Annotated in this window: 18 protein-coding genes and 2 tRNA genes; 11 read left to right on the forward strand and 9 right to left on the reverse strand. The window is 63.9% G+C overall.

From position 1 onward, the window contains the following. Positions 1–6: 6 nt before the first annotated feature. The 5 genes from HK108_RS02605 (at position 7) to gluQRS (ending at position 3,827) form a co-directional block, all read left to right on the forward strand. Positions 7–906 carry a glutamate ABC transporter substrate-binding protein gene (locus HK108_RS02605; protein ID WP_139467106.1) on the forward strand — a complete coding sequence of 300 codons (900 nt, stop codon included), beginning with the start codon at positions 7–9 and terminating at the stop codon, positions 904–906. 68 nt (positions 907–974) lie between these two features. Next, entirely contained in the window at positions 975–1,637 is a 663-nt protein-coding gene (locus HK108_RS02610) for an amino acid ABC transporter permease (RefSeq protein WP_092014068.1), read from the forward strand. Continuing rightward, complete coding sequence (locus tag HK108_RS02615; RefSeq protein WP_139907983.1) at positions 1,634–2,476, forward strand: amino acid ABC transporter permease; 843 nt, start codon at positions 1,634–1,636, stop codon at positions 2,474–2,476. Before HK108_RS02610 ends, HK108_RS02615 begins: the two co-directional genes overlap by 4 nt. Before the next feature lie 95 nt (positions 2,477–2,571). Next, entirely contained in the window at positions 2,572–2,892 is a 321-nt protein-coding gene (locus tag HK108_RS02620) for a GNAT family N-acetyltransferase (protein WP_139467109.1), read from the forward strand. Next, positions 2,889–3,827 carry a tRNA glutamyl-Q(34) synthetase GluQRS gene (gene gluQRS / locus HK108_RS02625; protein ID WP_181270479.1) on the forward strand — a complete coding sequence of 313 codons (939 nt, stop codon included), beginning with the start codon at positions 2,889–2,891 and terminating at the stop codon, positions 3,825–3,827. The genes HK108_RS02620 and gluQRS overlap by 4 nt, the downstream gene beginning before the upstream one ends. A 44-nt stretch (positions 3,828–3,871) precedes the next feature. Here the strand turns inward: gluQRS and HK108_RS02630 are convergent, their stop codons facing one another. Together HK108_RS02630 and HK108_RS02635 are read right to left on the reverse strand one after the other, a co-directional pair. After that, positions 3,872–5,083, reverse strand: a complete 1,212-nt coding sequence (locus HK108_RS02630) for a glycosyltransferase (protein WP_308423770.1) — start codon at positions 5,081–5,083, stop codon at positions 3,872–3,874. Next, on the reverse strand, positions 5,084–5,995 hold the full coding sequence (locus tag HK108_RS02635; protein WP_229663917.1) for a DMT family transporter: 912 nt from the start codon (positions 5,993–5,995) through the stop codon (positions 5,084–5,086). Positions 5,996–6,251: 256 nt separating this feature from the next. Between HK108_RS02635 and HK108_RS02640 the strand changes: the two genes are divergently transcribed. The 5 genes from HK108_RS02640 to HK108_RS02660 all read left to right on the forward strand — a co-directional run bounded on the left by HK108_RS02640 (position 6,252) and on the right by HK108_RS02660 (position 10,544). Beyond that, positions 6,252–6,324 (forward strand) — tRNA-Asn (locus HK108_RS02640). Between the two features lie 110 nt (positions 6,325–6,434). After that, on the forward strand, positions 6,435–7,457 hold the full coding sequence (locus HK108_RS02645) for an LLM class flavin-dependent oxidoreductase (protein WP_139467115.1): 1,023 nt from the start codon (positions 6,435–6,437) through the stop codon (positions 7,455–7,457). A 92-nt stretch (positions 7,458–7,549) separates the two neighbouring features. After that, positions 7,550–8,971: an MFS transporter gene (locus HK108_RS02650; protein WP_180345525.1), complete on the forward strand. Its 1,422-nt coding sequence runs from the start codon at positions 7,550–7,552 to the stop codon at positions 8,969–8,971. Between the two features lie 102 nt (positions 8,972–9,073). Next, positions 9,074–10,375 (forward strand): EAL domain-containing protein, encoded by a 1,302-nt coding sequence (locus tag HK108_RS02655; protein ID WP_229663919.1) that lies wholly within the window; start codon positions 9,074–9,076, stop codon positions 10,373–10,375. Between the two features lie 92 nt (positions 10,376–10,467). Next, a tRNA-Ile gene (locus HK108_RS02660) sits at positions 10,468–10,544 on the forward strand. Between the two features lie 41 nt (positions 10,545–10,585). Here the strand turns inward: HK108_RS02660 and HK108_RS02665 are convergent. After that, positions 10,586–11,113 (reverse strand): immunity protein CdiI family protein, encoded by a 528-nt coding sequence (locus tag HK108_RS02665; protein ID WP_181270480.1) that lies wholly within the window; start codon positions 11,111–11,113, stop codon positions 10,586–10,588. A gap of 158 nt (positions 11,114–11,271) precedes the next feature. Here HK108_RS02665 and HK108_RS02670 point away from each other — a divergent pair, with 158 nt between their 5' ends. Then, positions 11,272–11,763 carry a DUF3145 domain-containing protein gene (locus HK108_RS02670; RefSeq protein ID WP_039211244.1) on the forward strand — a complete coding sequence of 164 codons (492 nt, stop codon included), beginning with the start codon at positions 11,272–11,274 and terminating at the stop codon, positions 11,761–11,763. A 275-nt stretch (positions 11,764–12,038) separates the two neighbouring features. Here HK108_RS02670 and HK108_RS02675 read toward each other — a convergent pair whose 3' ends face one another. The 6 genes from HK108_RS02675 to aceE form a co-directional block, all read right to left on the reverse strand. Continuing rightward, positions 12,039–13,283, reverse strand: a complete 1,245-nt coding sequence (locus HK108_RS02675; protein WP_139467143.1) for a beta-ketoacyl-[acyl-carrier-protein] synthase family protein — start codon at positions 13,281–13,283, stop codon at positions 12,039–12,041. Between the two features lie 67 nt (positions 13,284–13,350). Further along, positions 13,351–13,602, reverse strand: coding sequence for an acyl carrier protein (locus HK108_RS02680; RefSeq protein WP_025776743.1), 252 nt, complete (start codon positions 13,600–13,602; stop codon positions 13,351–13,353). Between the two features lie 119 nt (positions 13,603–13,721). Further along, the gene (locus tag HK108_RS02685) at positions 13,722–14,723 is read right to left on the reverse strand and encodes a beta-ketoacyl-ACP synthase III (protein ID WP_139467145.1); all 1,002 of its coding nucleotides are present in this window, start codon (positions 14,721–14,723) and stop codon (positions 13,722–13,724) included. Positions 14,724–14,741: 18 nt separating this feature from the next. Continuing rightward, positions 14,742–15,647, reverse strand: a complete 906-nt coding sequence (locus HK108_RS02690) for an ACP S-malonyltransferase (protein WP_139467147.1) — start codon at positions 15,645–15,647, stop codon at positions 14,742–14,744. Between the two features lie 34 nt (positions 15,648–15,681). Beyond that, positions 15,682–16,902 (reverse strand): PucR family transcriptional regulator, encoded by a 1,221-nt coding sequence (locus HK108_RS02695; RefSeq protein WP_181270481.1) that lies wholly within the window; start codon positions 16,900–16,902, stop codon positions 15,682–15,684. A 126-nt stretch (positions 16,903–17,028) separates the two neighbouring features. Continuing rightward, positions 17,029–19,791, reverse strand: a complete 2,763-nt coding sequence (aceE, locus tag HK108_RS02700) for a pyruvate dehydrogenase (acetyl-transferring), homodimeric type (protein WP_139467150.1) — start codon at positions 19,789–19,791, stop codon at positions 17,029–17,031. Between the last annotated feature and the right edge of the window lie 170 nt (positions 19,792–19,961).

Raw genomic sequence — 19,961 nt, forward strand, 5'->3', positions numbered from 1 at the left:
GAGACCATGAAGAAGCTCAGACTGGCGGTCGCCTCGGTGGCCATCGGAATGCTGGCACTCAGCGGCTGCGGCCAGGGCGGAACCCCGGACGCACCTGCCGACGGCGACGGAGCCAAGGCAGAGGCTCCCGAATACACTGTCAACGAGAGCGCGGACATCGCCGACTCGAAGACGTGGAAGGCGGCGAAGGACGCCGGCGAGATCACCATCGGCGTGAAGTACGATCAGCCGGGTCTCGGAAACGTCTCGGCCGGATCGAAGACGCCCGAGGGCTTCGATATCGAGATCGCGAAGATGGTCGCCGCACAGCTCGGTTTCAAGCCCGACCAGATCAAGTACACGGAGACCGTTTCGGCCAACCGTGAGCCGTTCCTGCAGCAGGGCAACGTCGACATGGTCGTCGCCACCTACACGATCAACGACGAGCGCAAGAAGGTCGTCGACTTCGCCGGGCCGTACTACGTCGCCGGTCAGGATCTGCTCGTCGCCGAGGACTCCGATATCGCCGGTCCTGAGGACCTCGACGGCAAGAAGGTCTGCTCCGTCGACGGTTCGACTCCGGCGCAGAACATCAAGGACAAGTACAAGAAGGCCGAACTCGTCACCTATGATGCCTACTCGAAGTGCGTCACCGACCTGCAGTCGGGATCCGTCGACGCGGTGACCACCGATGACGCGATCCTGCGCGGCTATGCCAAGCAGTACGAAGGCGAATTCAAAGTCGTCGGCAAGCCCTTCACCGAAGAGCCCTACGGCGTCGGACTGCCCAAGGACGACAAAGCCCTGCGGGACGCGGTCAACGATGCTCTGGAGAAGGGCATGGACGACGGCGATTGGAAGAAGGCATTCGAATACACACTCGGATCCACCGATGGTGTCGACATGCCCAAGGTCGACCGCTACTGACCCAGTCCACAGATTGACATGATGCGAGGGCACCGTGCGGTGCCCTCGCATCGATTAAGGAATCTGCCATGGATTTCCTGGAGCTTCTCCAGATGTTCCTCTCCGGCGCGTGGGGAACGATCAGACTCTTCACCGTCGCCCTGATCGGATCGATGATCCTCGGTACGGTACTCGCCGCCATGCGTGTCTCACCGACCCCGGTGCTGCGCATCGCCGCATCGACGTACATCAACGTCGTCCGGAACACTCCGCTGACGCTCGTGATGTTCTTCTGTGCATTCGGACTGCCGTTCCTCGACATCCGATTCGGGTCGACGAGTTCTTTCAACTCCTTCGTCTACGCCACGATCGCTCTCATCGCCTACACCGCGTGCTTCGTTGCGGAGACGCTGAAGTCGGGAATCTCGACGATTCCCGTCGGACAGGCCGAAGCCGCCCGCGCAGTAGGCCTGAGTTTCGGACAGACCTTGAGCGAAGTGGTTCTGCCTCAGGCCTTCCGAACGGTCATCCCGCCCCTGGGCAGTGTGATCATCGCGATGCTCAAGAACACCTCGATCGCTTCGGCGTTCAACAACCGAGAGCTGATCTCCGCGATGCGCAATGCCATCGAAATCCGCGGTGACCTCGTCATCCCGATTCTGTTCGGCACCGCATTGGCCTATCTGATCCTGGCTCTGCTGCTCGGCCGTGTCTTCGACTACCTGGAGAAGAAGCTGGTGATTCTGCGATGAGCGCACCCACTCAAGTGCTGTTCGACGAACCGGGGCCGAAGTCCCGCCGGAACAACATCATCCTCTCGATCGTGTCGCTGATCGTGCTGTTGGCTCTCGTGGCGTTTGTGATCTGGAAATTCGCCGACGCCGGTCAGCTCGAACCCGAGAAGTGGTACCCCTTCACCTTCGCGCAGATTCAGACCGTCCTTCTCCAAGGCATGCTCGCGACCCTCAAAGTCGCGGTCGTGGCATCGGTCCTTGCCTTGGTGGTCGGAGTGGTCTTCGCCCTCCTGCGGCTCTCACACAAGAAAGTCATCTCGGTTCCCGGAACGATCGTCCTCGAATTCTTCCGCGGCGTGCCCGTGCTGCTGCTCATCTTCGCGATGTTCCTCCTCTTCGGCAACGAGATCGGTGCCTTCTGGTCGGTCGTCTTCGGCCTGACTCTCTACAACGGAATGGTGCTGGCCGAGATCATCCGCGCAGGCATTCTCGCCGTCCCCACCGGGCAGCGTGAAGCGGCCATGGCGATCGGGCTGCGCTCGGGGCAGGTGATGAGCCTGGTGCTCATGCCGCAGGCGCTGCGAGCGATGATGCCGACGATCATCGCCCAGATCGTCGTGCTCCTGAAGGATTCGGCCCTGGGCTTCATCGTCACGTATCAAGACCTGCTCTACCAGGTGAACCTCATCGGTCGTGAGTACAACAACCTGCTGCCGACGTTCATCGTCGGTGCGGCACTGTTCATCATCATCAACATGATCGTCGCCGGGTTCGCCCGCTGGCTCGAGTCCCGACTCCAGCGCAAGACCACCGCCGACACCGAGGCCGACGGCCTGACCTCGAAGATCGTCGACTGACTCTGCAGTCGCGAACAGGGCCCGGTCGGCAGCGACCGGGCCCTCGTTCGACCATGTATCGTTCACATAGGAGTCGGCCATGAAGGAGTGCATCAATGCCACAGCCTCAACTCAGCCCCACACCGGTTCGAGTAGTGAAGAACATCGACCGCGAACGGTACGAGCTGTTCACCGATGAGACACCGGGAGAGTTCATCGGGTTCCTCGCCTACCAGGTCATCGATGACCACACCCTGGAACTCCAGCACACGATCATCTCCGAAGGCTTCTCCCGACGAGGCTTCGCCCGTACCCTCGTCACTCGGGTGCTCGACCTCATTCGGGCCGACGAGTCGACTCTCGTGCCGACCTGTTCGTACGTGCAGGACTACCTCGAGCGGTTCCCGCAGTACGGCGATCTCGTGGCCCATCAGTGACGGAGAGACCTCGAGGCGGCGGGGCCGGCCGTTTCGCTCCGAGCCCGAGCGGTGACCTCCACATCGGCAATATCCGCTCCGGGCTGCTCAGCTATGTGCGTGCCCGGCAGACGGGCCGGCGATTCCTGTGGCGGATCGAAGACCTCGATCGGGTGAAGGTCGGCGCGGCCGCCTCACAGCTTCAGGTCTTCGCCGATCTCGGCGTCGTCCCGGACGAGGCGCCGCTGGTCCAATCCGAACGCACTGCCGAATACGCCGCTGCGCTTGCGAGGCTGGAGGCGGACGGACTCGTCTACGAATGCTATTGCTCACGCAAAGACATCGCTCAGGCCCCCAGTGCACCGCACGCACCACCCGGAGCCTACCCGGGGACCTGTCGCCGCCTCGGGGAAGAGGAGCGCGAGTCCGCCCGGCTGAGGCTCGAAGCGAACGACCGGCGGCCGGCGCTGCGTCTGCGCGCGGACAATCGAGTTCACAGCATCGACGATGTGCTGCTCGGCCGGGTGGAGGCGGTCGTCGACGATCTCGTGCTGCGGCGAGGTGACGGTGTCTTCGCCTACAATCTCACCGTCGTCGTCGATGATGCAGCGACCGGAATCGACGAGATCCTGCGCGGGGACGATCTCGCTTCTTCGGCACCCAGGCAGGCGTATCTGGCTCGGCTGCTTGGTCTGGCCGAACCGGGCTGGGTGCATGTTCCGCTGGTGCTCAACGAGTGCGGTCAGCGGTTGGCCAAACGTGATGGAGCGGTGACTTATCAGCAGCTGTGCGGCCTCGGATGGACCAACGAGGACCTCTTCGCCTGGATGCAGCAGTCGCTGGGATTCGCCGGAGACGGTGGCCCGTGGAGATCCGTCGACGATATGGTCAGCGGCATCGATTTCGCCCGGATGTCCACGACGCCGACGGTCTTCATCCCGCCTGCGGGTTCCTAGGGCCGAATCCGCTCATGCCGGCGCCTCGTCAGGCCGCTTCTTCATCAGGCTGCTGACGAGTCGACGGCGTCTCGGATGACTCCGTCGTAGATCGCTTCGAACGTGTCGAGAGTGTATTCGATATCGTGTTTGGCCACGACGTCGAGCGACGCCTTCGACATGGCATCGAGTTCATCATCGGGCATTCGGCAGATACGGGTGAACCGGTCAGCCAGCGCATCTGTGTCGCGCGGCGGGAACAGGTACCCGTTGACTTCGTCGCGGACGAGGTGCGGCAGAGCCACCGCATCGGCGAGGACCACGGGTTTGCGCGACGCCAGCGCCTCCAGCGTAGCGATGGACTGCAGCTCAGCGGTCGAGGGCATGCAGAAGAAGGTGCAGCGCTGGTAGGCCTCCATGAGCGCCTCGTCACTGATCTTCCCGAGCACATGCACACGATCGGCGATGCCGAGTTCGACAGCCAGCTGCTTCAGCGGCTCCTCCTGGTCACCACCGCCGACGATATCGGCTTCGAGCCCCAGCGCTGGATCGGTCTTCGCCACGGCCTCGACGATGTCGGCGGCGTGCTTCTCCGAGGAGAGTCGGCCGACGAAGAGAACACGCGGGGGAACGGCCCGCGACGCGGCGCAGTCGAGTTCGCGCAGATGAGCGAAGCGTTCCAGGTCGATCCCGCAGGACACCGCCCTGATGGGCGAGGAGAACCCGTTCTCGGTGAGCAGATCGGCGGCCAGCTGCGTCGGAACCGTGATGAAATCGGCGGACTGGAACTTCCGGCGCAGATCCCACCAGGCGATGGCGGTGCCGCCGTCGAGAACGGCCTTCGGAGCCTTGAGATAGGGGCGGACGTTGTCGGGCATGAAGTGGTTCGTGGCCACGACAGGGATTCCGCGCCCGATCGATTCGGAGAAGGCATAGCGGCCGATGACGAAATGCGCCTGAGTATGCACGACATCGGGGCGGACGCTGTCGAGGAGTCGCGAGAGCTCGGGCTTCGTCTCCCACGGCATGCAGATCATCCACGTCGGGTGCAGAGGCCATCTGTGAGCGGTGAGGCGGTGGACGGTGACCCCGTTCTCGACACTGACCGAGGGTTTGCCCGTGGCCGAGGGGCAGGCCACGTGGACATCATTCCCGCGAGCGGCGAGACCTTCGGCCAAGCGCTCGGCGAACTTCGCGGCACCATTGACTTCGGGGGCGTACGTCTCCGCCGGGATGAGGATGCGGCGTTTCGGGGTGGGACGGTGCGCAGACAGGATTCAGCTCTCCTCGGTGTCGGTCATGGTGTCGGAACGGCGGGCGTTCCTGCGCTGAGCTTCTCGATCTCTGACATCGGGATGATACCGCGACAATACAACGACGGCTGCGCAGGCGACCAATCCGGTGAGAGAGATGAGGATGATGAGCCAGACGGGGGAGTGAGCCGCCTCGCCGAGGACGACGGTGCCGAGGATCACGGCACCGATCGGGTCGATGACGGTCAGGCCGGCGATGACCATCTCCGGGGGGCCCGCGGCATAGGAATTCTGGACGAACAGGGACCCCAGGGCAACTGCCGCCAGCAGCGCCGCGACGTTGATCCAGGTGACCTGGTCGAGTCCGGCCTGGAGGAACTGGACGCTGACCAGGTGAGCGTTCGTCGCCACACAGGCGAACAGCAGGCCGGCGGCGATGATGAGCACGAGCTGAGGGGCGTGGCGGAAGACCACCACGATCACCAGGCCGACCGCCACGGCAACGGCAGTGATCCAGAACAGCGGCATCGCATCGGCTCCGAGGTGGACCTCCGATTGTGCCGTCGTCGCCGATAGCGCGACGAAGAGCGTCACCCCGGCGGTACACCAGACGACTGACTGGACGAGTCGCCTGTTGACCTTGAGCCCACGGTGGCGGACGCCGAGCAGCACCGAGACGATGAGTGAGAACGCTCCGATCGGCTGCACGACCATCACCGGAGCCAGCGCCAGGGCCACGAAATTGCCCGCCGTTCCCACTCCGAGGATGATCAGTCCGAGCAGCCACCGACGATTGCGCAGCAGTTCGGTGAAATGGGCCCAGCTCAGGCCGTTGTGGGAGTCATCCTGCCCGGCGACCGCATCGTGCTGATACAAGGCGCCATAGGCCAGTGCCACGGCCGCGAGGACGGCGAGGGCGATTGCCACTATGGTCACGATGAGTCTTCCGGTATCGACGGTGTGGATGTGGGGAGCGGATCGCTTCGAGTCTATCGCGCGAGGCGGCGGCGAAGATGGCCGCAGACTGTGTTTGTCCTGACTGTAAGGCAACCCTGCGGCGACAGGTGGGGAAACCCTCAGCGCCGTGGCCGAAGCACCCTCAATGCTGTGAGCTAAAGCACTCGTCACGGTTTTGTTCGCCGGCCCGGGGGTTTGCTAAGCTGGAACACACGTCCGCAGGAAACTGCGGCATTCCTCCGTAGCTCAGTTGGCAGAGCATTCGACTGTTAATCGAAGGGTCGCTGGTTCGAGCCCAGCCGGGGGAGCAGCCAAGGCCCCGTCCGTTAGGACGGGGCCTTCGTCGTTGCCCGACACCGCGCTCGGGGTCGTCGACGTGGCTGGGGAATAGGCTCTGCACGCGGCGGGTTCATCTGGCATGAAGTCTTTCGGATTCCTCAGTTTCGGTCACTACGACCTTGGCGGCGACCTCGACGCCGGGCGGATGCTGCGCGATGCGGTGGAGATCTCCGTCGGTGCCGACGAGCTCGGCGTCAACGGCGCCTACTTCCGAGTCCACCATCTCGCGACCCAGGCGGCCTCTCCCATTCCGCTGCTGGCGACGATCGCCGCGAAGACCAGCAACATCGAGGTCGGCACCGGGGTCATCGACATGAGATATGAGAACCCGCTCTACCTCGCCGAGGAGGCCGCCGCCCTCGATCTGCTTTCCGACCAGCGAGTGGCGATGGGCATCAGTCGCGGGTCCCCGGAGCCTGCCCTGCGCGGATGGGAGGCGTTCGGCTACGAGGATCTCACCGAGCCGAAGGCCGCGAACATGGCCAGAGAGAAGTTCGATCGGTTCCTCCGGGCCGTCCGCGGCGAGGAACTTGCCCCGGCCGATCCGGAGCAGTTCGGTTCGGGGAAGCGTCTGCGCATCGAACCGCATTCCCCTGGCCTTGAACGCCGCATCTGGTGGGGAGCCGGGTCCGCCTCCACCGCCGAATGGGCTGCACATCAGGGTGTGAACCTGATGAGTTCGACTCTGCTCACCGAGGCGACAGGCGCCGCATTCGGAGACCTGCAGGCCGAGCAGATCGCCAGGTACCGTCAGGCATGGAGCGCCGCGGGGCACGGATGGACTCCACGAGTGTCCGTCAGCCGCAGCATCTTCCCGATCACCACTGACCTCGACGACCTCTACTTCGGTCGGCGTGGGGCAGGCCAAGGGGATCAGATCGGCATCATCGACGACACACGGTCGACGTTCGGCCGTACCTACGCAGGTGAACCGGACAAGCTGATCGAAGAGCTCAAGGCCGACGCGGCGATCGCGGCAGCCGATACCCTCATGCTCACCATCCCCAGTCAGCTCGGCGTCGACTACAACCTGCATATCCTCGAGTCCTTTGCCCAGCACGTCGCGCCGGCCCTGGGCTGGGTTCCTGCCGGACAGAGCTGAGACACGGGGCCGAACTGAACTGCATGAACGTAGGATGAGACGAGGCAGAGACGATGAGTAGCTGAGGGGGCCGCGTGAGCGAGAGCACGAAGATGACGCAGACGCAGAAGCGCATCCTCCTCATCGGCCTCGTTCCCCTCTTCATGTCCCTGCTGTCGGTGTCCAGCATCAACGTCGTCCTGCCGTCGATCGCTGCTGATATCGACGCTTCCACTTCGGCGCTGCAATGGGTGCTCACCGGTTATGCGCTGTCCTTCGGTGTGGTCCTCGTCGCCGCCGGACGTGCCGGAGACGTCTTCGGACGCGGACAGCTGTTCGCCATCGGAGTCGGCCTGTTCGGCCTGTCCTCGCTGGTGGCCGGAATCGCCCCGGATCCGCTGACGCTCAATATCTCCCGAGTGACCATGGGGCTGGGCTCGGGATTCCTCAACCCACAGGTCGTGGGCCTGCTGCAGCAGTATTTCCAGGGGCCGCCGCGCGGTCGTGCATTCGGGCTGATGGGCACCACCGTCGGTTTGTCGGTGGCCATCGGCCCTGTGCTCGGCGGTGCCCTCATCGCACTGTTCGGCAGCGACCTCGGCTGGAGAGCGACTTTCCTGGTCAATGTGCCCTTCGCCATCGCCTCTCTCATCCTCGCCCGGGCCTGGCTGCCTGCCGGCGCATGGCGACCCGCCGTCGACCAGGATGCGAAGAACTCCGATGGCGGCAAGGATCTCGACCCCGTGGGAGTCATCCTCCTCGGCGTCGGTGTCCTCCTCATCCTTCTGCCCTTCGTCGAATCATCGCTGGGCTGGTTCATCTGGCTGTCCCTGCCGATCGGCATCGGCATGATCTGGGTGTGGACCCGGTGGGAACGTCGGTACGCGCATCTGGGCCGTCCCCCGATGGTCGATCTCGATCTCTTTCGCATCCGCAGCTTCAGCAACGGTTCGATCATCATCGCCCTCTATTTCCTCGGCGTCACCAGCGTCTGGGTCCTCGTCGCCATGTACATGCAGCAGGGACTGGGACATACAGCCCTGGCCGCGGGAATGATCGGTCTGCCGGCCGCGCTGTGCTCGGCGGTCTCAGCCGACGTGTCCGGACGGTTCGTCTTCCAGATCGGGCGCCGCCTCGTCGTCTGGGGGATCGCGCTGTGCTTCGTCGGTCTGGTGGCCACGATCGCCGTCGTCGCGCTCCTGTCCCAGGGCATCGGCAGCGAGTGGTGGTTGCTGCTGACTCTGGCGTTCATCGGCACCGCGCAGGGCATGGTCATCAGCCCCAACCAGACTCTCACTCTGCAGGAGGTCCCCCTGAGATACGCCGGATCATCGGGAGGAGTGCTCCAGACCGGGCAGCGCATCGGCACTTCGATGGGGCTTGCGATCATGACCGCGCTGGCGTTCTCGATCACCGCGGTGAGCAATTGGCATTGGGGGATGATGGGGGCGTTCGTCGCCATCGCCGTCATCGTCATCCTCGCCGGAATCGTCGGTCTCATCGAGGTTCGCCGAGGCGGCCCCCGCCGGGCTTGAGTGCCGCTCGCGGCGCGCCCGGCTGAGTGAGGCAATCGTCAGCTGTCAGCGCAATAATGTTACGGATTTTAGACAATCCGCTGTGTCCGAATGTGGAAGACTGTGAACGCACATCAGCCCATGGAAGGAAACGCAGTGGTCGAGGCCGTACCCGATGACGAGCTGGAGCTCGAGGAACTCGTGCGCTCGGGCGGGATCGAAACCTATTTCGCCCCCGTCGTCGACGCACTGACCTTCCACCGAGTCGGCCACCAGATTCTGCAGGCTCCCACGGGTTCCCCGGAGTTGGGTCGCGCCGAGTCGGAGAACCTGCGCCACGCCATGCGCGCCTCGACGATCACGGGTGATATCGATGCCTCTCTGCGTGACTCTGCGCTGCGCACGGCAGAAGGTGCCGGACTGCCGAAGTCGAACCGCCTGTTCCTCCATGCCGAAGCTGAGTCTTTCGCGACCCTCGAGGACCGCACCGGAGAACCCGACCGCTCGGTCATCCTCCAGCTCGACGCCACTCGGGTCGCCTCGTCCCCGGCCTCCGTGCTGCGCTCGGTGCGCTCCGCACGCGCCATGGGATGGGGAGTCGGCATGTCTTCTGTGGGTGCCGACCTGCGCAGCACCGCTTTCGTCCCGCTGGTCAATCCTTCGGTGGTCGGACTCCACCCGGACGTTCTGCGCATCGACTGCGACTCTCATCTTGCCGAACTCAACCGTCTTCTCCACGCCCATCTCGAACGCACCGGTGCGGTCATCCTCGCCGACGGTGTCGAGACCGAAGACGACCTGGACCGTGTGCGTGCGCTCGGGGCACGGTTCATGTCTGGGCCCTACTTCGGTGAGGCCACGAAGCAACCGCAGGCGTTCTCCGAGCCGAGCGAGGATGCCCTCGTCTCTCACTACTCTCGCAATCTGCCTGCGCTGGGCACCCCGTATTCGATCTCTCAGGGACTGCGGCGCGAGCCTCTGGTGATGAACCGCGAACTTCTCGTCGCTCAGATCGCGGCATTGGAAGAACGCGCTCTGGCATCGGGTACCGCAACCATCACCCTCGGCGTGTTCGGGGAGGACGACGAATTCTCCGAGGCGACGCGACTCCGGTACGAGAAGATCCGGGACACCGTGGGGCTCACGGCGATGTTCTCCGGCGGCTTCGACGGACCGCCGATTCCCGGAGTGCGCACCGGACTCGTCGACGCGTCCGATCCCATCCGCAACGAACACGGCGTCGTCGTGGTCGGGCCGGACTGGTCGGGCATGGTTGCCGCGTCGAAACGCAACGACCCGGGCAGCGACGGACAGACCGTCTTCGATGTCTACATCACGACCGACCGATACACATGCGTCGACGCCGCACGCAGCGTTCTCACTCGCGTCGCACCTCTCACCGCAACGGCGAAGCTGCGGACCTGAGCAGCGCGAGTCCGGGTGTCTCGACTCCGCTGAACGCACGTGTGATCCGAATGGGGAAGCGGACTCCGATGGTGCTAATGTTGTCTCGGCTGGCCCCCGTAGCTCAGCTGGTTAGAGCAGGGAACTCATAATTCCTTGGTCGTCGGTTCAAGTCCGACCGGGGGCACCACGAAGCGCTCCGCTGATTCGGACGCGAACCCTCAGGCCCCGTCACTCAGCTTCTGTTGGCGGCTCGACTTTCTCATTCGAATTCGGTTTGAAGACGGTCCCGGACAACGGAGCGTAGGCAGTCCACTCTCCGTCCGGTTCGTTCCTGACGAGTTCGGCAATTCTGCGGTCGTCTGCCTCCGCCTCGTCGAACAGCCGTGTGAAAGCTGCTTCCGCCTTCGGGTTCTCGGCGGAATGCTCGGCCCGTATTCGCATTGCCTCGGTGTCGTCATCGGATGAAGAGATCTCGACGACGAACTGCGGGCCGACTTCGGCAGACACGAGTCGCGCGAGATGCACGCCTTGCTCGGCGAAAATGCGCGCAGCAGTCTCCGGCACCCACTTGAAGTCGGAATCCAGCGAGTCATAGTAGGACTGTTCCCATGCCTCCAGCTGCGCGACAAGTGCGCCGGACAGCCCCGTGTCCTCGTAGTCGATGGGCGTGCTGATCCACAGCACCGTACCTGCATAGTCGGGGAACATGCGGATGGTCCGCGGCGGTCGTTCGTCGGTCATCTGCTCCTCGGTCATGGCGCCAGCCTAACGCCGATCATTCGCTCGGCCCAGACACCCGACGCCACCAGCATCTTTGATGCTTGGCTGCACGCCGAACATCGACTATCATGTGGTCAGCACCTCCTTTCGGATCGTAGGGGAAGACGTATCCGAGGTAGGAGGCAGAAATGGATATGACTCAGGGCGTACTCTTCGTCCACTCAGCACCTCGTGCGCTGTGCCCTCACATCGAGTGGGCAGCGGGCGGGGCCATCGGCGCACAGGCACGCTTCGACTGGACACCCCAGCCGGCAGCACCAGGTCTCGTGCGCGCAGAAGTCTGCTGGCGCGCGCCCGCAGGCTCCGGAGCTCGCATCGCATCCGCCCTGCGCGGCTGGGACTCACTCCGCTACGAAGTCACCGAGGAGCCCTCGGCCGGAGTCGACGGCGGTCGATGGAGCCACACACCCGATCTGGGCATCTACCACGCTGTCACCGACACAGCCGGCAACATCCTCGTCCCTGAAGACCGCATCCGCTCCGTGATGGAACGCGCTGCCGGGGACCCGGCGAAGTTCTCCTCGGAGATGGCGATCGCCCTCGGCGAAGCCTGGGACGAGGAGCTCGACGCGTTCCGCCACGCAGGTGAAGGCGCACCGGTGCGCTGGCTGACGAAGGTCGGCTGAGCCGCTCCCTTCACCGCCGAACTGCACTCAGGTGCGAGAGTACGGGCGTTCACAAATGCCGATGGGCACACCTTCCTACCTCGGGTGTGTCCATTTCGCATGCTTTCGTGCCTGAACGCCCCGTGCACGACGCGCTGCACAAATTACCTTCCCAAGCACGCACCGCGTCCTGCGCCCTCATGGAAACGGCCCACTCTGAGTCGGAAAGCACAGTTTCAAAACCGTGCTTTCCGACTCAGAGTGGGCCGTAGAGCTGTCTGAGTTCGCTCAGAACCTCAGACTGAGCGGAACGCGACGACGGCGTTGTGACCGCCGAAGCCGAACGAGTTCGTGATCGCTGCGATATCGCCGGCAGGCAGATCAGCAGGAGTGTCACGGACGATGTTGATCCCCTTGACCTTCGGGTCGACTTCGTCGATGTTGATGGTCGGGGGAGCGGTGCGAGTCTGCAGCGCCTTGACCGTGAGGATCGCCTCCACGGCACCCGTACCTCCGAGGAGGTGTCCGGTCATCGACTTCGTGGCCGAGACCAGTGCATCGGAGACGTTGTCACCAAGGAGTTCGCTGATGGCCAGCGATTCCGGGATGTCTCCGACCGGAGTCGACGTGGCATGCGCGTTGACGTGCTTGATTTCGCCGGCGGTCAGACCTCCGGCGTCGAGTGCCTGCTGCATGGCGGCCAGCGCGTGCTTGCCCTCCGGCTCTCCACCGGTGATGTGGTAGGCGTCGTTCGAGATGCCCCAGCTGGCCACCTCGGCGTAGATCTTCGCTCCACGAGCCTTCGCATGCTCCTCGGTCTCGAGGATGAGCGTGCCCGCACCTTCCCCCATGACGAAGCCGTCGCGGTCGACGTCATAGGGACGCGAAGCGGTCTCGGGTGAATCGGTGCGACGTGACAGCGCCTGCATCGAATTGAACGCGGCAAGAGTGATCGGGTGGATCGCTGCTTCCGAACCGCCGGCGATGATGATGTCGGCCTTGCCCGAAGCGAGAACGTCATAGGCGTGGCCGAGGCTCTCGGTCGATGAGGCGCAGGCGGAGACCAGGGTCTGCACACCGGCACGTGCCTTGAATTCCATGCCGATAGCGGCCGCAGGTCCATTGGGCATGAGCATGGGAACTGTCAGGGGCATGACCCGGCGCGGGCCTTCCTCCTGCAGGGTGTCCCAGGCGTCGAGCAGAGTCCAGACTCCGCCGATCCCGGTGGCCCAGGAGACGGCGGTGCGTTCCGGATCGGTCTCCTCGAGACCGGCATCGGCCATGGCTTCACGAGCAGAGATGAGAGCGAACTGGCTCGAAGGATCGAGGCGTTTGGCCTGGACCCGTTTGAGATTGTCGGGCACGACCTGTGGGTCGACCTGCGCTGCGAAGTCCACGGCGAGGCCGTACTTCTCTGACCAATCGTTGTCCATCGTGTGGACGCCGGACTGACCGGCCAGAATGGCTTCCCAAGTGGCATCGACAGTCGCGCCCAAGGGGGTTACCGCACCGATTCCGGTGACGACAACTTTAGATGTCATGGTACAAACCTCGTCGATAGTGTGGACACGGCCCGTCTGTGGACGGGCCGTGTTCGGCTGCTGTGTGTCAGGCTTCCTGAGCCTTGTTGATGTAGTCGACAGCGTCCTGAACGGTGACGAGGTCCTTGACGTCGTCATCGGGGATCTTCACGCCGAACTTCTTCTCAGCGTTGACGACGATGGTCATCATCGAGATGGAGTCGATGTCGAGGTCATCGGTGAACGACTTGTCGGCTTCGACTGCTTCGACAGCCAGGCCGGTCTCTTCGTTGACGATCTCTGCCAGCCCAGCGAGGACTTCAGCTTCGGTGAATGCCATTTCTTTCCTACTTTCTGATTTCGGTCGAGGGTTTTTCGACCGTTTGAGGAACTTTTCGACGAGTGTCCCGCCGAATATCTTAGGACATTCACGGAGAGTTTTCCGTGAATGGGTGTGTCTCAGGGCAGGCGCACGACCTGAGCACCGTAGACGAGGCCCGCACCGAAGCCCATCTGCAGGGCGAGACCGCCGCTGAGTTCGGGCTGTTCACGCAGGAGACGTTCGGTGGCCAGTGGGATCGACGCCGCCGAGGTGTTCCCGTTGTCGGCGATGTCACGTGCGATGACAACGGACTCGGGGAGCTTCAGCTGCTTGGCGAGCTCGTCGATGATGCGCATGTTCGCCTGGTGTGGGATGAATGCAGCGAGGTCCTCGGCCTCGATGCCGGAAGCAGCGAGAGCCTCCTTTGCCACCTCGGCGCCGTCCCACACGGCCCAGCGGAAGACGGTCGGCCCGTCCTGACGCAGGGTCGGGAAGGGCAGTTCCCGGTCGTCACGGATGTCGTAGAGGGAATCCGTCATCCGGATGGTCGACCAGTTCTCGCCCTTCGAGCCCCACACCGTCTTCGAGATGCCGGGTTCGTCGGAGGAGGACACGACGACCGCGCCGGCGCCATCACCGAGGATGAACGAGATCGAACGGTCCTCGGGGTCGATGACCTCGGAGAGCTTCTCGGCTCCGATGACGAGGACATTGTCGAGCGTGCCTGCACGCACCAGTGCATCGGCCTGCGAGATACCGTAGCAGTAGCCGGCACACGCCGCGCTGATGTCCCAAGCCGGAATCGGCCCGGTCCCCAGTCGTGCGGTCAGAGCCGCAGCCGCTGAGGGTGTGAAGTACTCGAACGTGACGGTCGAGATGATGATGCCGCCGACGTCCTCCGGCTTCAGCCCCGCCGAGGCGATCGCCTCGAGCGCGGCTTCCTCGGACATGTCGAGGACGCCGACGTCCTTGCTGGCACGACGGCGGGTGACGATGCCCGTGCGCTGCCGGATCCATTCGTCGGAGGAGTTGATGGGTCCGGCGATATCGTCATTGGTGACGAGGTTCTCCGCACGGTAGGCACCGATTCCGGCAATGCGGGAGAAAGTGCCGAGTTCGGCAGTCTTGAGTGTAGGCATGGCGTCTTCTTTCGATTCTCAGGCGTGGGCTGCCGCGAACTCACGCGCGCCGTCGAGGTCGGCGGCCGATTTGATGGCGAATGTCTCCACGCCCTTCATGGCGCGGCGAGCGATTCCGGTCAGCGTGCCACCGGGGACGAGTTCGATCATTCCGGTCACACCGGAGTTCAGCAGCGCCTCCTGGCACAGATCCCAGCGCACCGGGTTCGTGACCTGCTTGACCAGACGGTCGACATACTCTCGGCCGGCTTCGACCGCAGTGCCGTCGGAGTTGCTGAGGATCGACACGGAGGGATCGGAGACCTCCATCGCCGAGGCGGCGGCATCGAGATCAGCGGTGGCGGGAGCCATGAACTCGGTGTGGAAGGCGCCGGCCACTGCCAGCGGGATGACCCGAGCACGTTCCGGCGGGTTCTCGGCCAGGGTCTCGAGCGCCTCGAGAGAGCCGGCAGCCACGGTCTGGCCTCCGCCGTTGACGTTGGCGGGGCTGGCCCCGGCGGCCTCGATCGCGGCGAGAACGTCCTCGGGCTGGCCGCCGACCACGGCGGACATGCCGGTCGGGGTGACGGCGGCAGCGGCCGCCATTCCATCGGCACGGACCTTGACGAAGGCCATGGCGTCCGCCGGGGTGAAGATGCCTGCGATCTGTGCGGCTGCGATCTCTCCCACGGAGTGGCCGGCGACGACGGCAGGGCTGACGCCGAGCTCAGCGGCGCAGGCGACGGCGGAGGCGACGAGCAGAGGCTGTGCCACCGCGGTGTCCTTGATCGTCTCGTCATCGGATTCGGTTCCGTGCAGACGCAGATCGATTCCCGATGCGGTCGAGAGTTCGTCGATCTGTGCCGAGAAGGTGTCGAGTTCGAGGAACGAACTCAGGAAACCGGTCTTCTGGGCTCCCTGGCCCGGACAGGTGATTGCAAGCACTCAGTTCTCTTTTCGTTGGGTTCCGTTGATCAATCTAATGGACACTGGACCGATCTCGGCGAGATTTGTCGTTGTTCGACAATACGCCGTCCTCGGACAGTCGCCCATACACCAAGGCGATGTGGATGACGAAGGCATCACGCGAAGTCGTCGGATCGAGCCCGATGGCGTCGGTGATCTTCCGCAGTCGGTAGCGCACGGTATTCGGGTGCACGGACAATGCCTTGGCCGTGGCTTCGAGCGAGGACCCGAATTCGACATAGGCGCTCACGGTCTTCAGCAGCTGACCCGTTCCCGAGGTCAACGGTTCGTAATAGCGTTCGATGAGTTCGGTCAAGGCGATCCGGTCCCCGGACAGGGCGCGTTCGGGCAGAAGATCATCGGCTTTGACCGGGCGCGGGGAACCGGGGCGGGCGGTCGCCGCCTTGAGTGCGCGGATCGCCGCCTTCGCCGAGGTGGCCGCTTCGGCAAGTCCCGGCACTGCCGGTCCGACGATGACTTCGGAGGGCCCGAAGCAGTCCGAGAGGTCCTCGACGGCATCGTCGAGTTCCGTCACCCCGCCGAGGACGATGAGCAGACGGTTGTCGTGGATGCCCACAAGAGCATCATCGGCCCAGCGACTGGCCTTGCGGCGGATGCCGTCCAATCCCTTCTTCGCCGAGCGCTGCGGTGCGCGGCCGACGATGACGCACACGGGACCTTCTGACTGCCAGCCGAAGGCAGCGGTGCGGCTGGCGAGTTCGTCGACGGAGTCTCCGCGGACGAGGGCGTCGACGACCATCGCCTCGAGTCGTGCGTCCCAGCTGCCTCGGGCTTCTGCGGCCCGGGCGTAGACATCGGCCGCGGCGAACGCGATCTCCCGGGAGTAGATGAGCACCGCTTCGCGGAGCGCCGGCTGCTCGACGGGGCGAGCGATGTCCGGAACGCGTTCCTCGACGACTTCGACGACGATCTTGAGCAGCTGCAGGGTCTGCTGCAGGCTGATGGCCCGGATGAGGTCGCGTGGCGCAGTCTTGAAGATGTCGGAGACCACACGCAGATTCGTATCGGGCTTGCGGTACCAATCGACGAACGAGGAGATGCCCGATTGGGCGAGCAGCCCCACCCAAGAGCGATCGGACGACGACATCGAGCGGTACCAGGGCAGCTGAGCCTCCAGCCGCTGCAGAGTCACCGATGACAGGACGCCGACTCCGGCACGCAGTCTGCGGGCGGTTTCGGCACGACGGCGCAGGGTCTCGGCATCAGACATCATGAGCACGAGTTTAGATGAATGAGAACAATCCGGTTGTCAGCGACATACAAAGAGTCGAAAAAGGTGACAAATATGGCCGGAGTCTTGGAGACTCCGGCCATATTCGCTGTCAGTGTGCGGGCGAGATCAGGCGCCTGCCCCCTCGGTGGAACCCGAGTTGCCGGCACGGACATCGTTGAGCTGGTACTTCTCAGCCGCCTCGGCGGCCTTGTCGATCGAGATCTTCCCGGTATCGGCCAGCGAGATGAGTGCCTGCGTGACCACGGAAGGACCATCGACGAGGTAATAGCGACGTGCGGCAGGACGGGTGTCCGAGATTCCGTATCCGTCGGTCCCCAGCGAGGTGAAGTGGCTGGGCACGTACTGGCGGATCTGATCCGGCACTGCGCGCATATAATCCGAGGTCGCGATGACCGGGCCCTCGGTCTCGGCCATCTTCTCGGTGACATACGGAGTCCGCGGTTCGGATTCGGGGTTCTTCAGACGCTCGTTCTCGGCGTCGAGTCCGTCACGGCGCAGCTCGGTCCACGACGTCACCGACCACACATCAGCCGAGACGCCCCAGTCCTGGTCAAGCAGCTCCTGAGCCTCGAGCACCCACGGCACACCGACGCCGGAGGCCATCAGCTGAACCTTCGGTCCGCCGTTGTCGGGTCCCTTCTTCAGGAGGTAAAGACCCTTGAGCACGCCTTCGACGTCGAGATCCTCCGGTTCGGGCGGCTGGACCATCGGCTCGTTGTACATGGTGATGTAGTAGAGCACGTCAGGATCTCGCTCATCGGCGGGATCGTACATCCGGTGGATGCCGTCCTTGACGATATGCGCGATCTCATAGCTGTAGGCCGGGTCGTACGAGACCACGGACGGATAGGTCGACGCCAGCACGTGCGAATGTCCGTCGCCGTGCTGGAGGCCCTCGGCCACCAGAGTGGTGCGTCCCGCGGTGGCGCCGAGGACGAAGCCGCGAGCCATCTGGTCACCGGCGGCCCAGAAGAAGTCACCGGTGCGTTGGAAGCCGAACATCGAGTAGAAGATGTAGAACGGGATCATCGGCTCACCGTGGGTGGCATACGAGGTGCCGACCGCGGTCAGTGCCGCGGTCGCCCCGGCCTCGTTGATGCCGACGTGGAGCAGCTGACCGTCCGTGGCCTCCTTGTAGGCGAGGAACAGGTCGCGGTCGACGGAGATGTAGTTCTGTCCGTGCGGATTGTAGATCTTCGCCGTCGGGAAGAACGAGTCCATGCCGAAGGTGCGAGCCTCATCGGGGATGATCGGCACGATCCGGTGGCCGAACTCCTTCTCCCGCATGAGATCCTTGAGCACGCGTACGAAGCCCATCGTGGTGGCGATCTCCTGTTTGCCTGATCCACGACGACCGGCCTGGTAGGCCTTGTCCGAGGGCATCTTGAGATCGACATGGGTCGATCGACGCTCGGGGGAGTAGCCGCCGAGCTCCGCGCGGCGCTCCTGCATGTACTTGATCTCGGGTGCGTCGACACCCGGGTGGTAGTACGGAGGCAGCTTCGGGTTGTCTTCGAGTTCCTTGTCCGAGATCGGGATCTGGAAGTGATCGCGGGCGAGCTTGAGATCGTCGACCGTGAGCTTCTTCATCTGGTGCGTGGCGTTGCGGGCCTCGAAGTGCGGTCCGAGCGAGTAGCCCTTGACCGTCTTGACGAGGATGACGGTGGGCTGTCCGGTGTGCTCCATCGCGGCCTTGTAGGCGGCGAAGACCTTTCGGTAGTCATGCCCGCCGCGCTTGAGGTTCCAGATCTGCTCGTCGCTGTAGTCCTCGACCATTGCCTTCGTCCGCGGGTCGCGGCCGAAGAAGTTGTCGCGCACGAAGCCGCCGGACTCACCCTTGTAGGTCTGGTAATCGCCGTCGGGGGTGGCATTCATGAGGTTGACGAGCGCGCCGTCGCGGTCCTTGGCCAGCAGCGCGTCCCATTCGCGTCCCCAGACGACCTTGATGACGTTCCAGCCGGCACCGCGGAAGTACGACTCGAGTTCCTGCATGATCTTGCCGTTGCCGCGGACGGGCCCATCGAGACGCTGCAGGTTGCAGTTGATGACGAAGTTGAGGTTGTCGAGCTCTTCGAAGGCAGCGACGTGGAGCATGCCGCGGCTCTCCGGCTCGTCGAGCTCGCCGTCACCGAGGAAAGCCCAGGTCTGCTGCTGTGAGGTGTCCTTGATCCCACGATTGTGCAGGTATTTGTCGAACTGTGCCTGCGCGATCGCATTCATCGGTCCCAGACCCATCGACACCGTCGGATGCTCCCAGAAGTCGGGCAGCTGGTGCGGGTGGGGGTAGGACGGCAGTCCCTGCGGCTTGCCGTCGATGAAGTGCGACTGCTGCTGACGGAAGCCGTCGAGCTGTTCTGCGCTCATCCGGCCCTCGAGGTAGGCGCGCGCATACATGCCGGGGGAGGCGTGGCCCTGATAGAAGATATGGTCGCCGCCGCCTGGATGGTCCTTGCCGCGGAAGAAGTGGTTGAGACCGACCTCGTAGAGGGTCGCCGAGGAGGCGTAGGTGGAGATGTGCCCGCCGACCTCGACGCCGGGACGCTGTGCCCGGTGGACGAGCATGGCGGCATTCCAGCGGTTCCAGCGACGGTAGCGGCGTTCGACCTCTTCATCTCCGGGGAACCAGGGTTCGTTCTCCGGACCGATGGTGTTGACGTAGTCGGTGGCAGTGAGGCTGGGCACGCCGATCTGCTTCTGGCGAGAGCGCTCGAGCATGCGCAGCATGACATAGCGTGCTCGAGTCCGACCGCCCTCGTCGATGAGGCCATCGAGGGAGGCCAGCCATTCAGCGGTCTCCTCCGGGTCGATGTCGGGCACCTGGCTGGGCAGCCCGTTGAGGATGGGCCCGCCCTGATTCCGATTGTCCACGATGTGGTCCTCTCTTCAGCTCCACGATCTTCTTTGGTGTAGAGATCATGACCATCGGATGGTGTGTGCTCCGCAGGTTGTCTGAGCCCAGAGGCCACCCGATCTACCTGTCAGCCTAGTACTCCCAGCCGAACTTCGCGCTCCCGCGAAGTTGTGATCTCTCTGACGCA

The organism is Brevibacterium sediminis (assembly GCF_013623905.1).
Taxonomy (GTDB): Bacteria; Actinomycetota; Actinomycetes; order Actinomycetales; family Brevibacteriaceae; genus Brevibacterium; species Brevibacterium sediminis.